Source organism: Flavobacterium sp., from assembly GCF_027484205.1.
Classification (GTDB): domain Bacteria; phylum Bacteroidota; class Bacteroidia; order Flavobacteriales; family Flavobacteriaceae; genus Flavobacterium.
This window is the reverse complement of the sequence record NZ_JAIXUB010000026.1, coordinates 14,559-34,202: the sequence shown is the minus strand read 5'-3', so window position 1 is coordinate 34,202 and position 19,644 is coordinate 14,559. Positions and strand designations below refer to the sequence as shown.

Sequence of the window (19,644 nt, the reverse complement as noted above, 5' to 3'; positions counted from 1 at the left end):
TTTACTAAAAGTATAGGATAAGTAATTATTTATCTGTAGATTAAGAAAAGAACCGATTTATTTTTCATCAATTTTTAATCGTAAAAAACTTATTTTGCATTAGTTTTTGACATTTTTGTATCAAATTGTTTATTGATTAAAAGATATTTTTACATTCAATTGCTAATTTTAATATGTTTTTATGAATACAAATTTCATTGCACTATTTTCTTTGATTATTGGTTCAGTTTTATTTCATGGAGATAAGAAAACATCTGCTAATAATCAAGGAGATAACTTTATTTATCAAGGAAGAGTTGAAAAAACAAATAATAACAGTGTCATTTTAATTTCATCTGCGTCGTCAGTTTCATTTAATTTTATTGGTGACAAATGTGACGTTAAACTTCAAAGTATTGATACTTGGGAACACCATAATTATGTTTCTATAGAATTAGACGGTGAATACATAGGCAGATTAAAAATTGAAAAAGGTTTAGCAAAAACTTATCCTATTGCAATTACTACAAATAACAAAGTACATCAATTAACTATTTACAAAGCAACAGAGGCATCAAATGGAGGCGTACTTTTTGACGGAACTACAGCGACAGTTACAGAAATAAATCATCAGACGAAAAAAAAGATAGAATTCATAGGTAATTCAATAACCTGTGGAATGGGTAACGATACCAAAGAAATTCCTTGTGGAACTGGCGAATGGTTTGACCAACACAATGCTTATTGGGCTTATGGACCAATTTTATCAAGAGCTTTGAATACTGATTTTTTATTGAGTTCAGTTTCAGGAATTGGAATGTACCGCAATTGGAATGATGAGCATATTGAAGAAGCAATTATGCCCGATGTTTATGAAAATTTATATCTAAATAAAGACAATTCAAAACCTTATGATTTTAATTTTCAACCTGATTTAGTTAGTATTTGTTTGGGTACAAACGATTTGTCTGATGGCGATGGAGTAAAAAAACGACTTCCATTCAATGAGGAAAAATATGTAGCTAACTATATTAATTTTATTAAAACAGTTTATAAACATTCCCCAAAAACAAGAATCGTTTTGCTAAACAGTCCAATGGTTTCAGGAGAAAAAAACACTATTTTAGTAAAGTGTTTGAAAAGGGTTATTGCAGCTTTTAAAAAGGATAAAAAACATAAAAAAATCGCACTATTTGAATATGCTCCTATGGAACCTAAAGGTTGTGGGTATCATCCAGATATTGAAGATCATAAACTAATGGCTCAACAATTAGAATCATTTTTTAAAAAACTTTTAAATGAGAAATAAATTATTCCTATTGCTATTTATAATTTCTAATTCGATTATGGCAAATATTTCATTGCCAACTATTTTTTCTGATAATATGGTTTTGCAACGTAATTCTGAAATTAAAATTTGGGGTTGGGCTAATCCAAAAGAAGAAATTAAAATCACACCATCTTGGAACAATCAAGAATATAAAGTTATCGCTGATAGTCATGCAAATTGGCAAATCACGATTCCAACACCAAAAGAAGGCGGACCATTTTCTATTCTATTTAAAGGATATAATGAAGTAATATTAAATAATATTTTGATAGGCGAGGTGTGGTTGTGTTCTGGACAATCTAATATGGAAATGTCTGCAAGTTGGGGAATTGAAAATGATGATGAAGAAGTAAAGAAGGCTAATTTTTCTAACATTCGTTTTTTTACAGTGCCAAAAAAAAGTGCTTCATATCCGCAAAATAATCTAACAGGAAATTGGGTAGAATGCACACCAGAAACAATGAAAAATTTTAGTGCTGTGGGTTATTTTTTTGCCAAACGCTTGCAAGAAGATTTAAAAGATGTGCCCATAGGATTAATTTCGTCCAATTGGGGTGGAACTTCTGCGGAAGTATGGATGCCAGAATCAGTATTCAAAAAAGAACCTGAATTGCTTAAAGCAACTGCAAATTATGAACCAAATGAATATTGTCCAGTCAAACCAACGCTCACTTACAATGCTATGATTCATCCAATTGTTGGTTTTAAAATTGCGGGAACAATTTGGTATCAAGGAGAAAGTAATGTAGGTTCAACTATTTATGATAAAACTTTTGCAACCTTAATTTCTTCATGGAGAGAACTTTGGAACGATGAGTTTCCGTTTTATTACGTACAAATTGCTCCTTATCAATATGGCGAAAATCATTTTGGAGGTGCAGAAGTTAGAGATTTTCAAAGACGCACTTTAAAACTTTCTAAAACAGGAATGGTTGTAACAAGTGATATTTCACCAATTGATGATATTCATCCTAAAAATAAAAAATCAGTAGGAATTCGATTGGCAAATTTAGCTTTAGTGAATACTTACAAAACCAATTCAAATTTAGTAAACGGACCACTTTTTAAGGATCTTAAAATAAGTAAAAGTAAAATCATAGTAAGTTTTGACTATTCCGATGGATTGTATTTTAAAGATAAGAAATCCAATCAATTTGAAATTGCGGGTACAGATAATGTGTATTATTTGGCGAAAGCAGAAATCAAAAACAATGAAGTAATCCTAACTTCCGATAAGGTAAAAAAACCAATTAAAGCACGTTTTGCATGGACAAATACAGCACAATCGCAATTGTTTAATAAAGCAAATTTACCTGCATCAACCTTTATTTCTGAATAAATAACTATGAAAATAAAATCTATTACTCTATTTATGCTTTTTGCAATCACAACTATGAACGCACAAACAAAATCTCATTTAGATAAAACAAAAACTACTGAAGAGCGCATTGATTTATTAATGAAACAAATGACACTAGAAGAAAAAGTAGGTCAAATGAATCAATACAACGGTTTTTGGGAAGTAACTGGTCCTGCACCAAAAGGCGGAACGGCAGAACTAAAATATGAACATTTAAAAAAAGGTTGGGTTGGTTCAATGCTAACCGTTCGTGGTGTTGAACAAGTTCGCGCTGTTCAAAAAATAGCAGTTGAGCAAACACGTTTGGGAATTCCATTAATAATAGGTTTTGATGTAATTCACGGTTATAAAACGTTAAGTCCAATTCCGTTAGCTGAAGCTGCAAGCTGGGATTTAGAAGCTATAAAAAAATCAGCTCAAGTAGCAGCAAGTGAAGCATCCGCATCAGGAATAAATTGGACTTTTGGACCAATGGTTGATATTTCTCGCGATGCACGTTGGGGAAGAGTTATGGAAGGTGCAGGCGAAGATCCATTTTTAGGAAGTAAAATTGCAGAAGCTAGAGTGAAAGGATTTCAAGGCGACAAAAGAGAAGATTTATTAAAAGATAATACGATTGCAGCTTGTGCCAAACATTTTGCAGCTTATGGATTTGCCGAATCAGGAAAAGAATACAATACAGTTGATATTGGAAATGCTACATTATATAATACTGTTTTACCTCCATTTAAAGCTGCAAAAGATGCTGGAGTTCGAACTTTTATGAATTCTTTTAATATTTTAAATGGAATTCCTGCAACAGGTAATTCATTTTTGCAACGTGATATTTTGAAAGGAAAATGGAATTTTGACGGTTTTGTAATTTCTGATTGGGCTTCAATTAGAGAAATGATCAATCATGGTTTTGCCCAAGATGGAAAAGAGGCTTCTCAAAAAGCTGTAGATGCGGGTTCAGATATGGATATGGAATCGTACCTTTATGTAAATGAACTGGTGAGTTTAGTAAATGAAGGAAAAGTTGACATCAAGAAAGTTGATGATGCTGTTCGCAGAATTCTTAGAGTAAAATTTGAATTGGGACTTTTTGATGATCCTTTTAAATATTGCGATAAAAAAAGGGAGAAAGAAGTTATTGGAAGTAAAGCTAACAATGATGCAGTTTTAGATATGGCAAGAAAATCTATAGTTTTATTAAAAAACGAAAGAAAATTACTTCCTTTAAAAAAATCTGGTCAAAAAATAGCATTGATTGGTTCATTAGCAAATGACAAAACGAGTCCGCTTGGAAGTTGGAGAATTGCCTCTGATGATAATACAGCAGTTTCTGTTTTAGAAGGAATGCAACAGTATAAAGGAAATCAATTGGTTTTTGAAAAAGGAGCTGATTTAACAGTTGGAAAAACTACTTTCGTTGATGAATTGGTTTTCAACACCACAGATAAAAGCGGATTTGAAGCAGCAAAAAATATAGCTAAAACTGCAGATGTTGTTGTGATGGTTTTGGGTGAACATGGTTTTCAATCGGGTGAAGGACGAAGTAGAACAAGTCTTGATTTGCCTGGTGTGCAACAAGAATTATTAGAGGAAATTTATAAAGTAAATCCTAATATTGTTTTGGTTTTAAATAATGGTCGTCCGTTAGCTTTGCCTTGGGCTTCAGAAAAAATCCCTGCTATTGTTGAAGCTTGGCATCTTGGAACGCAATCTGGTAATGCAATTGCACAAGTTCTTTATGGCGATTACAATCCGAGTGGAAAATTACCAATGAGTTTTCCAAGAAATATTGGTCAATGTCCAATTTATTATAATTTTCATAATACAGGAAGACCTACTAATGCTGATAAAAATGTTTTTTGGTCGCATTATACGGATGTTGAAAAAACACCACAGTTTCCTTTTGGTTTTGGTTTGAGTTATACTTCGTTTGAATACAAAAACCTAAGTTTAGATAAGTCAAGTTATAAAAAAGAAGAAAAAGTAAAAGTTTCAGTTGAACTTACTAATTCAGGTGATTTTGATGGTAAAGAAGTTGTTCAATTATATATTAGAGATGTTGCTGCAAGTTTATCTCGTCCGGTAAAAGAGTTAAAAGGATTTGAATTGGTTGAACTAAAAAAAGGAGAAACCAAATTGGTAACTTTTACACTCTCTAACGATGAATTAGGTTTTTATGACAATGATGGAAATTATCTTGTTGAACCAGGAACTTTTAAAGTAATGGTTGGTGGTAATTCTGATATTGGTTTAGAAAGTATTTTTGAATTAAAATAAAAAAGAAATTTATAAATAAATATTTTGTTTAAGTGAAAAGAGAGTTGGGCTAGTTTCTAATTCTCTTTTTTATTTTTGAATTTTCAAATTATATTCTTTAATCAAATTCATAGTAGAAATTTCTTCTGAAAAAACCGAATTCAAACCTTGTGGTTCTTGCGGTGGATCAGTTGTGAAATCTACTCCAACTTTCCATTTTCCGTCTTTTGGATTGTTTTTTGCAATTCCGGCGTAACCCCAAAAGTTTAAGGCAACAAATGGTTCGTTATCTTTTATTGCTTTTTCTAATCGTTCAAAAACGGCCTTGTAAAATTGATTTCTAAATTCTACTGAAGCATTTCTATCCAAACTTTCTTGACTTCTTGGATATCCAAATTCTTCCAAAATAATTGGTTTTTCTAATCGTTTGGCAACTTCAATATGTTCGTCGATGTAAGCAATTGTTTTTTCAATGGCAATAGGTGTTGAGCCTTTTTCGTCTTCCATTTTATACCAACCCCAATTTTTTGGCCAAATATGCATCGTTACATAATCGATATTTTTATTGGTATGTGTGCGTTCAAAAGTAGCCAAATCGTCGTTCGAACCTGCTTTACCTTCAGAACCAGTTGTTATTAAATGGTTTTTATCCAAACGATTAATTTCGTCAACCGTTTCGTTTAACCATTTGGTGAAAGCCGCTTCATTTTCTTTAGTAAAAACACGAGGTTCATTGGCAACTTCCCAAGCCATGATTGCTTTGTCTTCGGTATATTTCTTTTTGGTATACGAATTGGTTCTTCCGATAATAAATTGCATGTGCTTTTTGAAATCGTCTTTACAAGGTTCACACGAATGAAATTGCGAAGTAAAATTCATAAATTGAGGCCACGTATTTGGAGTAATATTCGGATTTGGAACTTTTCCGTAACCGTTCCATTCCAGGTATTTTGCCATTCCGCCAGACCATTCCCAGTTGTTATTTAAATATAAAATGGCGTTTAAATCACGTTTGCCCATTTCGGCAAGAACAAAATCTAAACCATCAAGTAGTTCTTGATTGTATTTTCCTTTTTCCGTTTGCAATGCTGGTGTAACTGTAAAATCTTGATCGCCACCTTCAGCGCCAACTAGAATTCTAAGATTAGTAATTCCGTTAGCTTTTAATTCATCTAATTCTTTTAAAAGTCGCGTTCTATCTCCGTTTTTAGCACCAATCATTGCGCCATACCAATAATTTGTCCCAATAAAATTGTATTGCTTTCCGTCTTTTATAAATTGATTATCTTTTACAGAAATGTATTTTTGAGACGAACAAGAAGTTGTTAAAACGATTAGAAATACTAAAAGAATTGTTTTTTTCATTATTGAAAATTAATTAGGTAAAACGTACATATTAGGCAATGTGTTTTGTAAAACAACTTTTGGTTTGATAACAAAACTATTAAAATCAGAAGCGTTTGTAGCTGATGGAGTTGGAACATAATAACCTCCATTACCATTATTCCAAAACATTACAAAAGCTAATTGAACATTGTTTTTAGTCATCGCATCATATAAATAGGTTGAAAACCAATTTGTTATTGGTGGAGTTGTATTAGTTACACGATAACCAGTTTCAGTTAATGCGGCAATTTTTTTCTTTTCAATAGCTAAATCTGATAAATATTTCAATTTATTATTTGCCAAATTAGAACCATTTGTACCTTGGTTATTAAAATCTCCATAATTATCCATACCTAAAACATCTACATAACCATCACCAGGATAACGACTTAAATAACTTGACGAAGTAGAGTAGGTGTTGTCTGGAGCGAATGAGTACAATATATTATGTACATTTTTAGTATTTTTCAAATAGTCAACCGTGAACTGAAAAACTGTTTTGTATTCGTTTGGTGAACAATAATTTGCGCCCCACCAAAACCAACTTCCGTCAAATTCGTGAAAAGGTCTAAAAATTACAGGAATTAATTTATTATTAGCATCTTTTAAATTTGAAAGAACTGAAGCTACTTTATCTAATTTTAATTTATACCAATCATGATTTGCTCCACCAGGCATAATGCTTCTAAAAGCTGTGTTTTTTTGTTCAGATGTCATATCGGATGCGTAAAAACTATCTTCATTGTTAGGTTCGCGTAAATGCCAGCAAAAAATATTTATCATTCCTTTTGAATAGGCTTCTTTTGTGTCTTGAATAATTTTATTTTCTTGTTGGAAAAACCAATTACTTGCCTGACCATCATTACTTTTGTCGGTAATAAACATAAAATCAGAACCTAAAAGTGCAGGATCATGACCAGTAGTTTTTTTAATATCAGAATTGCCTCCAGCACCATAAAAGGCATTGAATGCATCTTGATGTCCAACAGCAAATTTAGTCTGTGATAGTTTTCTTAAATTATAGAATAGTGCAACAGTTTCATCGGTTGCATTTTGGTCAACCATAAAGGTTCTAACATTTTGAGGTGTTACTGGATCGACAACAGTCACTGGAGGATCAACAACATCTGGTTCGTCGTTTGTAGAATCGTCTTTAGAACATGAATTCAGAGTCAAAATAGCTGACATAAGAATAGAAATAAAAATTTTTTTCATAGCATTTTTATTATTTGTTAGACATTTATTTGAAACTCACAGTTACATCATCAGCATACAAAGTACCCGAAGCAAAACCTAAAGCAAGCATAATTCTATATCTTTTTGTTCCTTTTGGTAGTGGAAAAGTTTTAGAATAATAGGTCCAATCGGTTGAACCATTAACAAAAGTTATACTTTGATCATCACTTGTTTTTTGATTATCATTTCCTGTAAATTCTACATTTAATAATCCGTTGTTCCAAGTTTCTTTTCCTTGTTTTATGTTATCTGATTTTAACCAACCCGATATAGTTATTGAAGTTGCATTATCTGGAACATCTGCAATTTGGTCAATTCCTGTCCAATCGAAAGTTGTAGAATTTAATATCAATGATGCTTTTCCTTCTTTAAAAATTGTAGTTGAAGTAATTGCATTTCCGCGCCATGAATTAATACCGTTTTCGAAATTTCCGTTGGATAATTCTATAGGTTTATTTTCAAAATTTCCTGAAATTACTGTTGGCATTCGTTTAGCATTTTCTGCTTCTTGAATTTTATTTAATTCTTCTTGAGATATTGGAATGGCTTTTATTTCGTCAAATAATATCGTTCCATTGGTTTGTCCTAAGGCTAACATGATTCGAAATTTTGAAGCTGAAACTGGAATAGTAATTGTTTTTTTGTAAAAAGTCCAAGTTGTTGTTCCTATTACCGAGGCCACATTTTCGTTTTGAATTCCTTTTTCTCCTGAATTTAAAAACTCGATGTCAAATTTACCAGTGTTCCAATCGTTTTTTCCTTTTTCAACAGCATCTGATTTTATCCAACCACTAAATTCAATAGCAGCTGTGTTTTTTGGAATGCTAATGATTTGATCAATAGCTTGCCATTCAGCGCCAGTATATTGAGTAATTATGGCACTTCCTTTTCCTGCTTTTTTATCGAATGGTGAAATTTTGGCAACATCACCACGCCAATTATTTAACTCCATTTCAAATCCGCCATTGAGAACTAGATTTTTTTGAGCTAATGTATTTAAGCTTATTATGAATACGAACAGTATAATTATATTTCTTGCCATTATTAAATAGATAAACGTTTAATTAATTCTAAACAAGCGCGAGAATTATGATAAGGACATTTCCAAAAACTAGCTTTGTCTTTTTCAATTTTAGAATAGTCTTGATTTATTCCCCATATCCATTCGCCTTTTTGTATGTCTAAAATATATTTTTGTACAAATTCAAAGTTCTTTTCTGTGATTTTTAGGTATTCGTCATCTTTGGTTAATTGCCAAGCATTGATCATTCCAATCCATAATTCGGCTTGTGGCCACCAATGTTTTTCAGAAATTAATTTATTTTCTTCAGGTTCAAATTCATACCACAATCCGCCATCAATATCAATTCCTTCTTTGGTGACTTTTGCCATTTCGACAGCATATTTTTGATACTTTTCTATCAAATCTTTATTCTCTATTACTTCTGCACACCATTGTAATAACCAAGCCGCTTCGATGTCGTGTCCATAGGAGATTACATCGGGTTTTTCTATCCAATTTTCATCAAAAAATAGTTTTAAATGCCACGTATTTTTATCAATAAAATAAATACTAATTACGTAAAGTAGTTTTTTGATTTTGTCTTTCAGTTCTAAATCGGGCCAAACTTGAAATAAATTTGCATAAGCTTCCACAATGTGCAAATGCGTGTTCATCGTTTTCTTTTCGTTGGCATCTTTATCACTTAAACGCAAATCTTCTATGGGTTGCCAATCACGCGTAAAAGCTTCAAAATAGCCTTCATTTTCCTCATCATAACTGTATTTTTCTATTGAATTGTATAGATTTATGGCAAGTTGAAGTGCTTCTTGATTTTTAGAAATTTTATAAAATTCTGATAATCCGTAAATGGTAAATGCTAGCGCATAAATTTGGTTTTTAGTATCTTTTGGAGTTCCGTCATGGTTTAGTGACCAGAAAATTCCAACGAATTCGCTGTCATAAAAGTATTTATCAATATAACGGAAAGCTCTTTCGGCAATAGCCAAATGATTCGGATTTTTAGTTACTGGATAAGCCGCTGAGAAAGACCACAGAATTCTAGCATTTAAAACAGAACCTTTGTCTGCGAATTCATTTTTTACATCATTAAAATCAATTTCGCCTGTAAATCCGCCAAATTTTTCATCGATGGAATTTTTTTCCCAATAGTCTAAAATCGAATGTAATTCTACATGGATTTTATCTAAAAAAGAATTGAAATTTAAAGTTTCCTTTTCATATATCATTACATCAATTTTTTAATTTTATTTTAGAGAACCATCTTCATTATAAGCTTTTAAATATTCTCTAGTTTTTGTTCCCGATACTTTTAAATCAGATATTTTCCATTTGCCTGTTGCAGAAGCACCTTTTTTTAAAACAGAACAAGTTTCATCTTTATCAGAAACAGACCAAGTTACCCAACTTATTTTATTTAAATCCATCCAATCGATGAATTTTTGCCATTCTTCATAATCCATTGCTGCATCACCTGTTGCTTCCATTCCGGCGCATTCTGAAACGAAAATTGGCAAACCTTTTTTGATGGCATCATCCGTGCGGTCACGCAACCATTGCTTGTGTGTTCCCGCATAGAAATGCATCGTGTACATTAAATTAGTAGTAATTTTTATTGGATTTTCTGCTGGTAAGTGTACATCTTGATCCCAATGTGGCGAACCTACTAAAATGATATTGTCTGCATCATTTTTACGAATTGTAGCAATCACTTCTTCAGAATACGCTTTTACTTCTTCCCAACTTTCTTGATCAGGTTCGTTTACAATTTCATAAATCACATTAGGAAACTTTCCATATTTTTTAGACAATCTATCAAAAAAATCTTTGGCTTCTTTTAAGTTCAAATTGTGACTGTGCCAATCGATGATTACATAAACGTCGTTTGCAATGGCAGCATCAACAACATTGGTAATTAATTTTTCTGAAACTTCTGGATTTTGTAGATATCCGTTATCAGGTTCAATTCCTAAAGCTGCTCGAACTACCGTGCAATTCCAATCTTTCTTTAACCATTTTACTGTTTGTTTGTTATAAAAAGAAGGATGAAAACAGCTCCAACCATAACTCATACCGTGAAGTACAATTGGATTGCCTTTTTGGTTACATAATTGGGTTCCGATAACTTGAAGGTTACCATTGTTTTTTACTACTTGAGCGTTTGCAAAAGCAGTAGTAAGTAGTAAAAGTAGTAGTAGCCTTTTCATATTTTTAAATTGATTTATTTTTATCAATTAATTGAATGATTGTATTTACAGAACCAGCTGATGTGAAAGTATCTTCAGGAGAATTTATTGCATAATCAAGAAGTTTTTCAACAGTTGAAGTAGCTACATGCATTCTAGTATCAGATGACGCATAATAGATAAATACATTACCATTATCGTCAGCAATCCATCCATTTGAAAACAAAACATTAGAAACATCACCAAGGCGTTCATCTTTTTCTGGTGCCATAAAATGTCCTGCAGGTGTATGAATAACTTTAGAAATATCATTTAAATCGGTCATAAAAACATACAACGTGTAACGTAAACCAGCAGCAGTATTTCTTACACCATGTGCTAAATGTAACCAACCTTTATCCGTTTTTATTGGAGCAGGACCAAGACCATTTTTAAGTTCATAAATGGTATGATACACTTTTCCGAAAATAATTTTTTCGTCTTTTACAATCGGATTTTCCATATTGTCGATGTAACCTAGACCAATTCCTCCACCATTTCCAACATCAATAAATCCATCTTGCGGACGTGTGTAAATGGCATATTTACCGTTTACAAATTCGGGATGTAATACTACGTTTCTTTGTTGACCTGTATTAGAAATCAAATCAGGCAGTCTTTCAAAATGAATTAAATCTTTCGTACGAACGAGACCAGCATTAGCAATGGCAGTACTAGTATCTGATTTTGGTGCTGTAGGATCTTTTCTTTCAGTACAGAAAATGCCATAAATCCAACCATCTTCGTGTTGAACAAGTCGCATATCGTATGCATTTGTATCTGGATTTCCTTCAATTTGCGGAATAACACATGGTTTGTCCCAAAACTGAAAATTATCTATTCCATTTGGACTTTCAGCCATGGCAAAAAACGATTTTCTGTCATTACCTTCCACACGAAGACAAAGAACATATTTATCGTTAAATTTTATTGCTCCAGCATTGAAAGCTGCATTGAAACCGATGCGTTCCAATCCATGAGGATTTGTTTCAGCATTAAAATCATACCTCCAGTTTAAAGGAACATGTTTTGCTGTTACTACAGGATTTTTATATCTTAAATAAATTCCGTTATGCTCTTTAACAGGAGAATTAGGTTGTTTTATTAATTCCAAATGACTTGCTATTAAAGCGTCGAAATTGTGAATTTTTGTTATGTTTTCAGTTATCATACAAATGCGTATTATGGTATATAAATATTTTTAATAATCGGTTAATCTTTTCCACCAAGTTTGCCTCATCGTAAATGCAATTATCGCAAACAATCCGATGACTATTCCTAGTTCAAACCATTTAGATAATATGAAGTACATTGGCAATAATGTCAATAGAATTTGTCCTGTAATTCCGAGTAACACATTCAACATATTCAATTTAAAATTTTTATTTTTTTCTAAAGTTGGATCTTCTAGTGCTAATTCATCATGAATGGGTTTCCAAAATCCCCATGGTCGTACATTTTTATAGAAGTTTTGCAATACAGCTTTTTCTGTAGGTGGAGCTGCATATGAACCTAAAACACAGGCAATCAATTGAATTACAATAAATACTGGGAAGAAGTATAGCATTCTAGTACCGTCAAAATAGGTAGTAATTCCTGTTACAGATAATGCTGGCGGAATAGCACTTGCAATTATTCCGAATAGCATTCCATAGAAATAGCCATTGGCATTGAAACGCCACCAATACCATTTTAAAACATTAGCACATACAAATCCTCCGTACAAACCTGCGGTAATAATGTTGAAAATCATATTAACGTCTTTTATTAGAAGACCTAAACCAATTCCCAGAAGCACCATTACTATACCTGACAAATACCCCATATTGATTACTTGTTTTCTATCGGCAGTTGGATTAAAATATTTTAAATAAATATCGTTTACAATATAAGCTTGTCCTGCATTTAAAGTTCCTGAAAAATTACTCATAAATGCACCTAAAAAACCAGCAAGAACTAATCCTACTAAACCAACAGGAAGATATTTGTTGATTACTGCAGGCATAATACTTTCAAAATTTATACCGTCAGCATTTTGCGAAAGTGTTAAGTCTTTAAAATATAAAATCCCTAAGATGCAAAGTCCCATAACCATGAAATAGCGAATAGGAAGTAGAATAATAGAAATAAATCCACTCATTTTACTTGCTTCTTCAGGTGATTTTGTACTTAATATTTTTTGGCAATCGTAGTTAGGTGCTGGACCAGCTAACGATTTTAAAACACCAGAAAAGAACATCATACTTACAATTGCAGAGAATAATTTATATCCATCCGATTGTAATTTTTTTGTTGCTTCTGGTAATATAGAACTCCAATCCAAGCCCAATTCTACACCAAAAATAGGATTGTCCCAACCTAAAGGCATTTTGTCTGTAATTATAATTCCAGAACTTGCTAAATGTTGCATTGCGATAGTTCCAACAAAAATGGAACAAACAATCATAATCATGTATTTAATAAAATCCGCTAGAACGATTCCATGCATTCCACCAACGATACTGTAGAAAGTTGCTACAATACAGATAGAAACTCCATAAAATTGAGCCGTTGTATTTTTAGCATCAATTAAAATAGAATTGTATTCTGGTGTTCCAAGAGTATAATTTTCCATGTGGACATCTAAAAATGGTACAACCTCTTTTACTGTTTCATAAGGAATAAAAATTTCAAGAAATTCACCTACGCCAACAAATGCATATGCCATATATCCGATGCAAAGCATTAAAGCAAATACTACCACAATAGCATGACTTTGTTTGACACCTTTATCTGTCAGTCCAAAACGTGTACCAAGCCATTCAGCTCCAGTTGTTGCATTACTTCTTCGCAGCCATTTGCTTAAGAAAACCATTAAAAAGACCTGATTAAAAACAGGCCACATCCATGGAATCCATATACTTTTAAAGCCATAAAGAAAAGCCATACTAACTAAAAGCATTGTTCCCGAAATATCAAACATATCACTAGCATCGCTTAATCCAAGCATGTACCAAGGTAGTTTTTTTCCACCCATTAAGTAATTGTCTTTACTTTTTTTTGCTTTATTTTTCATTACTAAACCAATGACAATCATCATGATAAAGTAAGAGGCGATTATAATTAAATCGATAGTGGATAGTTTCATTAAGGGTATTTATTTGGTTAGTTATGGTTTATTTGTAAAGTTTTTTTGATGTAACATCTTTTTGAAAAAGAGTTTCTTCTAAATTAAAAAAATCTATAAAATCTTTTTCATTAGGATGCCCTTTAAACGGAACATAATAGTGCATTTTTTTTTCGTTTTCTTGCCAACCATGATTTCTCCATGCTAAAACGAAAGATATTTTATAATTTCCAATAGATTCTAAAAGGGTTTTCGTCCAAAATTTATCATAAGGAATTTGCTCATAACCCGTTTCTGCAAAAGCGATTATTTTGTTTTGTTCCTTAGCAATGGTATCCATTATCCCGAATAATTTCAGGTTATTTTCAACAAACGAATTATCTTTTGTAGGATCATTATATTCATAATTATCGAAGCTAAGTATATCTACATAAGATTCACCAGGATAGTATTCTAAAAATTCCTCACGCGATTTCACCATTGAAGTGTTGTAAACATATATAAGATTATGCACTCCTTTTGATTTGTAATAATCAACTGTGAATTTCCAAACTTCTTTGAATTGTTCTGGTGTAGCATTGTTTTTGCACCACCAAAACCAGTTTCCAGTAAGTTCATGAAAAGGTCGATATAATATTGGAATTGCTTTTCCATCGCTACCTTTTAAAGACAAGAAGAATTTCACAGAATTATCTAACCAAGTTTTATACAACTCATGTTTTGAACCATTTGGAAGGATTGACGCAAATGAATTTGGAGTAGTATCCCAAGCATTTTTACCTGTTAATGGGTTATCCATGTGCCAACTAATTGTATTTACGCCACTTCTATCATAGATTTCTTTAATCCATTGCTTCATTTTTACAAAAGGAACACCATCAATATCGTTGTCTGATTTGTGTTCAGTTCCTCCTAAATCCCAACCATATATAGCAGGATAATCGCCTGTTACATCTTTAATATCACTTCTTCCTTCTTGGTATTTCCAATTAACGCCATAAGCTAAGGCATCTTGATGACCAAACATAAACCCTTTTTCTTTTAGTAAGGTGAGGTTTTTATATAGGTTTTTAGTTTCTTGTGTTGCATTTTCATCTACAAGTTTAGTAGAAGTAATTTTTTGAGCACTGCAAGAACTAACTACAAGTTGTGTAAATAGTAATAGTATAATCTTAATTTTCATTTATTTTCATTTATTCTTTAAATCAAAAGTTGAAAGCGCAATCACAAGATACTTTAAATTTTTAAAGATTAGTTGTGAATTTATCAATTTTGATTGGTTTTTATTTTATTATTAAAAAAAAACAAGCATCTTTTTTTACTAAAGTTCAAAGATAGTTTTGATAATTCATCATCAATAGTATTATTTTATCATTTTTATATCATATAATTGCATTTTAAATTTTATGAAATGAAGAATATTACAAAATTTCATCGCGAAATTACTCCATTAAGTAAAGGAGATAGCTTTTTAGTTTTTGATAGGGTTAAGGATAATTTTGATTTTCCTATTCATTATCATCCTGAATTTGAAATCAATTTCATTAAAAATGGTAAAGGAGTTAGACGAATTGTTGGCGATCATATTGAAGAAATTGATGATGTTGAGTTAGTTTTAGTTGGCCCAAATCTTTACCATGGTTGGGAATTAAATAATTGTAAAAATAAAAAAATACATGAAATTACGATTCAATTTCACAATGATTTATTTGAAGAAGCATTATTGAACCGACGTATAATGAGTTCGATTAAGGAAATGTTTAATAGGTCAATTCATGGTATCTTGTTTTCAAAAAAGACTGCGAATGACTTGCATGAACGTATTTCAAAATTGTCACGACTTGATGGTATGGATTATTTTTTAGAAATAGTATCTATATTACAAGATATGGCTAACTCTCGTAATCAGAGACTTTTATCAACTTACACAATTGACTATGATAAGTTTGAAGATGATGATAAAATGAAACTTATATATGAGTATGTTCAGAAAAATTTTGCTGAAAAAATAACTTTAGATGATGCTTCTGAGGTTGCACTGATGAGCCCAGTTTCTTTTAATCGATTTATAAAAAAGCGAACAGGTAAAACATTTGTAAATTATTTGAATGACATCAGAATTGGTTATGCTGCACGTTGGTTAGTTGAAAAAGATTTGAGTATTTCAGAGATAGCATTCAAATCTGGTTTTAATAACATTGCAAATTTTAATAGAATTTTTAAAAGTATTAAAAAGACAACACCAAGTCAATATAGAGAAGAATTTTACGGAATGAAACGTTTTTTATAGTGGTTTGAGAAAATCTGTGACTTGTTTATAATTTTAATATCATCAAACAAAATTAGCTGTAATACAATATTGTCAATTTTATAATAAAAATTTACGAAAACGTTAGCGGAAATAATAGAATGAAATGATAAAATAATATTAACTTTTAGTTAACAAGTCCTATAAATTTGTTATTCATAATAAATAGATGATAAAATTACATAATATTAAAATTTGTTCTTTATTTATTTAGAAATTATTAATTATAACCAAACAAAACAAAATTATGAGGGACTTGCTTTTTTATTTCACTCGTTGTGCTAAAAGTAGAAACAAAATTACTTTGCTTTTTATTTTCGGTGCAATTTCATTAATGAATGCCCAAATTAAGGTTTCGGGTACCGTTTCAGATTCCAAAGGAACCACACTTCCGGGTGCAAATGTTACAATTAAAGACACTAAAACTGGTGTATCAACCGATTTTGATGGTAAATACCAAATTACGGTACCAAATGATGCTGTGTTAGTATTTAATTTTATAGGTTTCATACCGCAAGAAATTGCAGTTAAAGGAAAAAACACAATCAATGTTAAACTTCAAGAAGCTATTGAAACCATCAATGAGGTTGTAGTAATTGGTTATGGTACTCAAAAACGAAATGATGTCAATGGTTCAATATCATCAGTAAAAGCTAAAGATTTACAAGATTTGAAACAAGTTAACATCGACCAAATGATTCAAGGAAAAGCTGCTGGAGTTAGTGTTACAAGCAATAATGGACAGCCAGGAAGTGCTGTTTCTATTAGAGTTAGAGGTACAACTTCTATCAGCGGAACTAACGAGCCATTGTATATAATTGATGGTGTTCCTGTTTCTGGAGATGCTACTGGTAGAGCAACCAGCGGAAGACCAATTGCAGGAAATGATTTTTCTGCAAATGGAGGAAGTGGTAACAATGCTGTTAGTCCATTGTCAACAATAAATCCTAATGACGTTGAATCTATAGATATCTTAAAAGATGCCTCTGCAACTGCAATTTATGGTTCAAGAGGAGCAAATGGTGTTATCATTATTACTACAAAATCAGGAAAAAAAGGTACTGGTAAAATTTCTTACGAGGGTTTTACATCGGTTCAAACGATCTATAAAGATTTGGATGTAATGAATTTAAGAGAGTATGCTACTCATCAAAATAATTTAGCTACGTTATTTGGATCTGAATTGAGACCAGAATTTGCACATCCTGAATTGTTAGGAAAAGGTACAGATTGGCAAGATGCTGTATATAGAACAGCTTCAACTCAAAGCCATCAAATTTCGTTCTCTGCTGCTAAAGAAGGTACTAATTATTATTTATCAGGAGGTTTTTTAAATCAAGAAGGAATTCTTTTAGGTTCAGGTTTAAAAAGATATACCATGCGTTTGAATCTTGACTCTAAGGTTAAAGATTGGTTAAAAGTAGGAGCCAATTTAAACACAGGTATAACCAATGAGAATATCACAATCAATCAAAGTTTTACGGGTTTAATTACAAATACTTTACTACAAGCTCCAGATATTCCTGTAAAAAATATTGATGGAACTTATGCTACAGCTCCAGAAAATGCCAACTTTACTACTTATTTCAATCCTGTGGCTGAAGCACTAACAAAAGACAGTAAGTTAATTAGAAAAAACTTTTTAGGTAATGTTTATGCTGAAATGAGTTTAGCAAAAGGATTAAAATATAGAGTAGAACTTGGAGCTAATACAGAGTTTTCTGAAAATACAGAGTTTAGACCATCATCAGTTTCATTGCGTAACGCTGTTGCGGATTTAGATGAAAGAAGACAAAATTGGTACTCAACCAACTTAAAAAACTTACTAACGTATGATTTTAGTTTAGGAGAAAAAAATAAATTCACTTTGTTAGCAGGACAAGAAGCAAACGATAGTCACTGGGAAGGAATTATAGCTAGTGCGCAAGGTTTTCAAACCAATGATATTTATGGATTAAATTTATCTGATCCTGATAACAGAATTGTATCAAGCTATAAAGGAAGCCAATCCATTTCTTCTCTTTTTGGTCGTTTAATTTATGATTTTGATAATAAATACAACATCTCAGCTTCTATCAGACAGGATATTTCTTCTAAATTCGATCCTACAACTGATAATCAAAAAGGAGTGTTTGGTGGTGTTGCTGCATCTTGGAAATTGTCTAGTGAAAAATTTATGGAAAATACTCGTAAATACATAGACAACATTAAGTTTAGACTAGGTTATGGAGAAACAGGAAATCAACAAATTCCTAATAATGCTTATAGTGCTTTACTTGGTCAACAAAACTCAGGTCTTGGAGCTGGTTTCTTACCTTCAAATTTCCCAAATCCAGGTTTAACATGGGAATCTTTAAATCAAACTAACCTTGGAATTGATTTTACTTTACTAGATTCAAGACTATCATTTAATATAGATTTATACAAAAAAGTATCTGAAGGATTTTTATTCCAAGTGCCATTACCTCTATACTTAACTGGTGGTGGTGGACAATATGGTGGTATTTCTGCTCCATTTTCAAATTTAGGAGAAATGGAAAACAAAGGTTATGATATCACAGTTGGATATGCTACTAAAGGAGGTAAAAACTTTTCTTGGAATTCAACATTAGTATTTTCACATTATAAAAATGAATTAACAGAACTTATAAGTGGTTTACCATTAACAGCAGAAATTAATACTAATGGTTATTTGCCAGTAGTTGCTACAAATACTGTAGTTGGAAGTCCAATTGGTCTTTTCTATGGTTACCAAACAGAAGGTATTTTTAATAGTATAGATGATTTGAATGCTGCACCACTTCAATTTGGACAAACGGTTGGTACTGCTCCAGGACAAACATATTTAGGAGACTACCAATATAAAGATGTTAACAATGATGGTGTAGTTGATACAAACGACAGAACTTTTATTGGAAATCCACATCCTGATTTCACTTTCGGGTTCACCAACAACTTCAAATATAAAAACTTTGATTTGTCAATATTCCTTCAAGGTTCTTATGGAAATGACATTTTAAATTTAACAAGAAGAAGTGGTACTGCTAATTCAATATTAGGTCAAAATTTATTTGTTGAATCGGCAAATTATTGGACACCAACAAATACTAATACAGATATTCCAAGACCTATTAATATTGAAAATAATACTAACTATAACATTTCTGATAGATATGTTGAGGATGGTTCATACTTGAGAGTTCAAAATCTAACTTTTGGTTATAACTTACCTCAAGATTTAGTTTCAGTTATTAAAATGTCTCGCGTGAGATTATATGCTAGTGTACAAAATCTATACACATTCACGAAGTATTCAGGATATGATCCAGAAATTGGTTCTTTTAATCAAAGTCCACTTTTATCAGGAATTGATAATGGAAGATATCCATCACCGAGAACTTTTTCTTTTGGAGTTAATGTAGAATTTTAAAAAATATATGAAA

General features: G+C 31.6%; 13 protein-coding genes. 5 read left to right on the top strand and 8 right to left on the bottom strand.

Annotated features, from left to right (window positions below; all coding sequences use genetic code 11):
* Positions 1–181: 181 nt before the first annotated feature.
* Genes Q0049_RS13975 through bglX form a run of 3 tightly spaced genes read left to right on the top strand, consistent with a single transcriptional unit; the run spans position 182 to position 4,940 of the window.
* Entirely contained in the window at positions 182–1,288 is a 1,107-nt protein-coding gene (locus Q0049_RS13975; protein ID WP_298121001.1) for an SGNH/GDSL hydrolase family protein, read from the top strand.
* Positions 1,278–2,648 (top strand): sialate O-acetylesterase, encoded by a 1,371-nt coding sequence (locus tag Q0049_RS13970; protein WP_298120998.1) that lies wholly within the window; start codon positions 1,278–1,280, stop codon positions 2,646–2,648. The genes Q0049_RS13975 and Q0049_RS13970 overlap by 11 nt, the downstream gene beginning before the upstream one ends.
* A 6-nt stretch (positions 2,649–2,654) precedes the next feature.
* Positions 2,655–4,940, top strand: coding sequence for a beta-glucosidase BglX (gene bglX, locus Q0049_RS13965; protein ID WP_298120995.1), 2,286 nt, complete (start codon positions 2,655–2,657; stop codon positions 4,938–4,940).
* Positions 4,941–5,009: 69 nt separating this feature from the next.
* Here the strand turns inward: bglX and Q0049_RS13960 are convergent, their stop codons facing one another.
* The 8 genes from Q0049_RS13960 to Q0049_RS13925 are packed head-to-tail and all read right to left on the bottom strand — an operon-like array spanning position 5,010 to position 15,076.
* Entirely contained in the window at positions 5,010–6,284 is a 1,275-nt protein-coding gene (locus tag Q0049_RS13960) for a beta-galactosidase (protein WP_298120989.1), read from the bottom strand.
* A gap of 9 nt (positions 6,285–6,293) precedes the next feature.
* Entirely contained in the window at positions 6,294–7,520 is a 1,227-nt protein-coding gene (locus Q0049_RS13955) for a glycoside hydrolase family 26 protein (RefSeq protein ID WP_298120986.1), read from the bottom strand.
* Positions 7,521–7,545: 25 nt separating this feature from the next.
* Positions 7,546–8,583: a carbohydrate binding domain-containing protein gene (locus Q0049_RS13950; protein WP_298120985.1), complete on the bottom strand. Its 1,038-nt coding sequence runs from the start codon at positions 8,581–8,583 to the stop codon at positions 7,546–7,548.
* Between the two features lie 2 nt (positions 8,584–8,585).
* Positions 8,586–9,791, bottom strand: a complete 1,206-nt coding sequence (locus Q0049_RS13945) for an AGE family epimerase/isomerase (RefSeq protein ID WP_298120982.1) — start codon at positions 9,789–9,791, stop codon at positions 8,586–8,588.
* A gap of 18 nt (positions 9,792–9,809) precedes the next feature.
* Positions 9,810–10,769 carry a glycoside hydrolase family 5 protein gene (locus Q0049_RS13940; protein WP_298120980.1) on the bottom strand — a complete coding sequence of 320 codons (960 nt, stop codon included), beginning with the start codon at positions 10,767–10,769 and terminating at the stop codon, positions 9,810–9,812.
* Between the two features lie 4 nt (positions 10,770–10,773).
* A complete protein-coding gene (locus tag Q0049_RS13935; protein ID WP_298120976.1) occupies positions 10,774–11,958 on the bottom strand; it encodes a glycosidase in 1,185 nt (394 codons plus the stop codon).
* 30 nt (positions 11,959–11,988) lie between these two features.
* A complete protein-coding gene (locus tag Q0049_RS13930) occupies positions 11,989–13,914 on the bottom strand; it encodes a sodium:solute symporter family protein (RefSeq protein ID WP_298120970.1) in 1,926 nt (641 codons plus the stop codon).
* A gap of 28 nt (positions 13,915–13,942) precedes the next feature.
* Positions 13,943–15,076, bottom strand: coding sequence for a glycoside hydrolase family 26 protein (locus Q0049_RS13925; protein WP_298120967.1), 1,134 nt, complete (start codon positions 15,074–15,076; stop codon positions 13,943–13,945).
* A gap of 228 nt (positions 15,077–15,304) precedes the next feature.
* Here Q0049_RS13925 and Q0049_RS13920 point away from each other — a divergent pair, with 228 nt between their 5' ends.
* Both Q0049_RS13920 and Q0049_RS13915 read left to right on the top strand, forming a co-directional pair.
* Positions 15,305–16,183, top strand: a complete 879-nt coding sequence (locus tag Q0049_RS13920; RefSeq protein ID WP_298120964.1) for an AraC family transcriptional regulator — start codon at positions 15,305–15,307, stop codon at positions 16,181–16,183.
* Positions 16,184–16,448: 265 nt separating this feature from the next.
* Positions 16,449–19,631 (top strand): TonB-dependent receptor, encoded by a 3,183-nt coding sequence (locus Q0049_RS13915; protein ID WP_298120960.1) that lies wholly within the window; start codon positions 16,449–16,451, stop codon positions 19,629–19,631.
* Positions 19,632–19,644 lie beyond the last annotated feature (13 nt).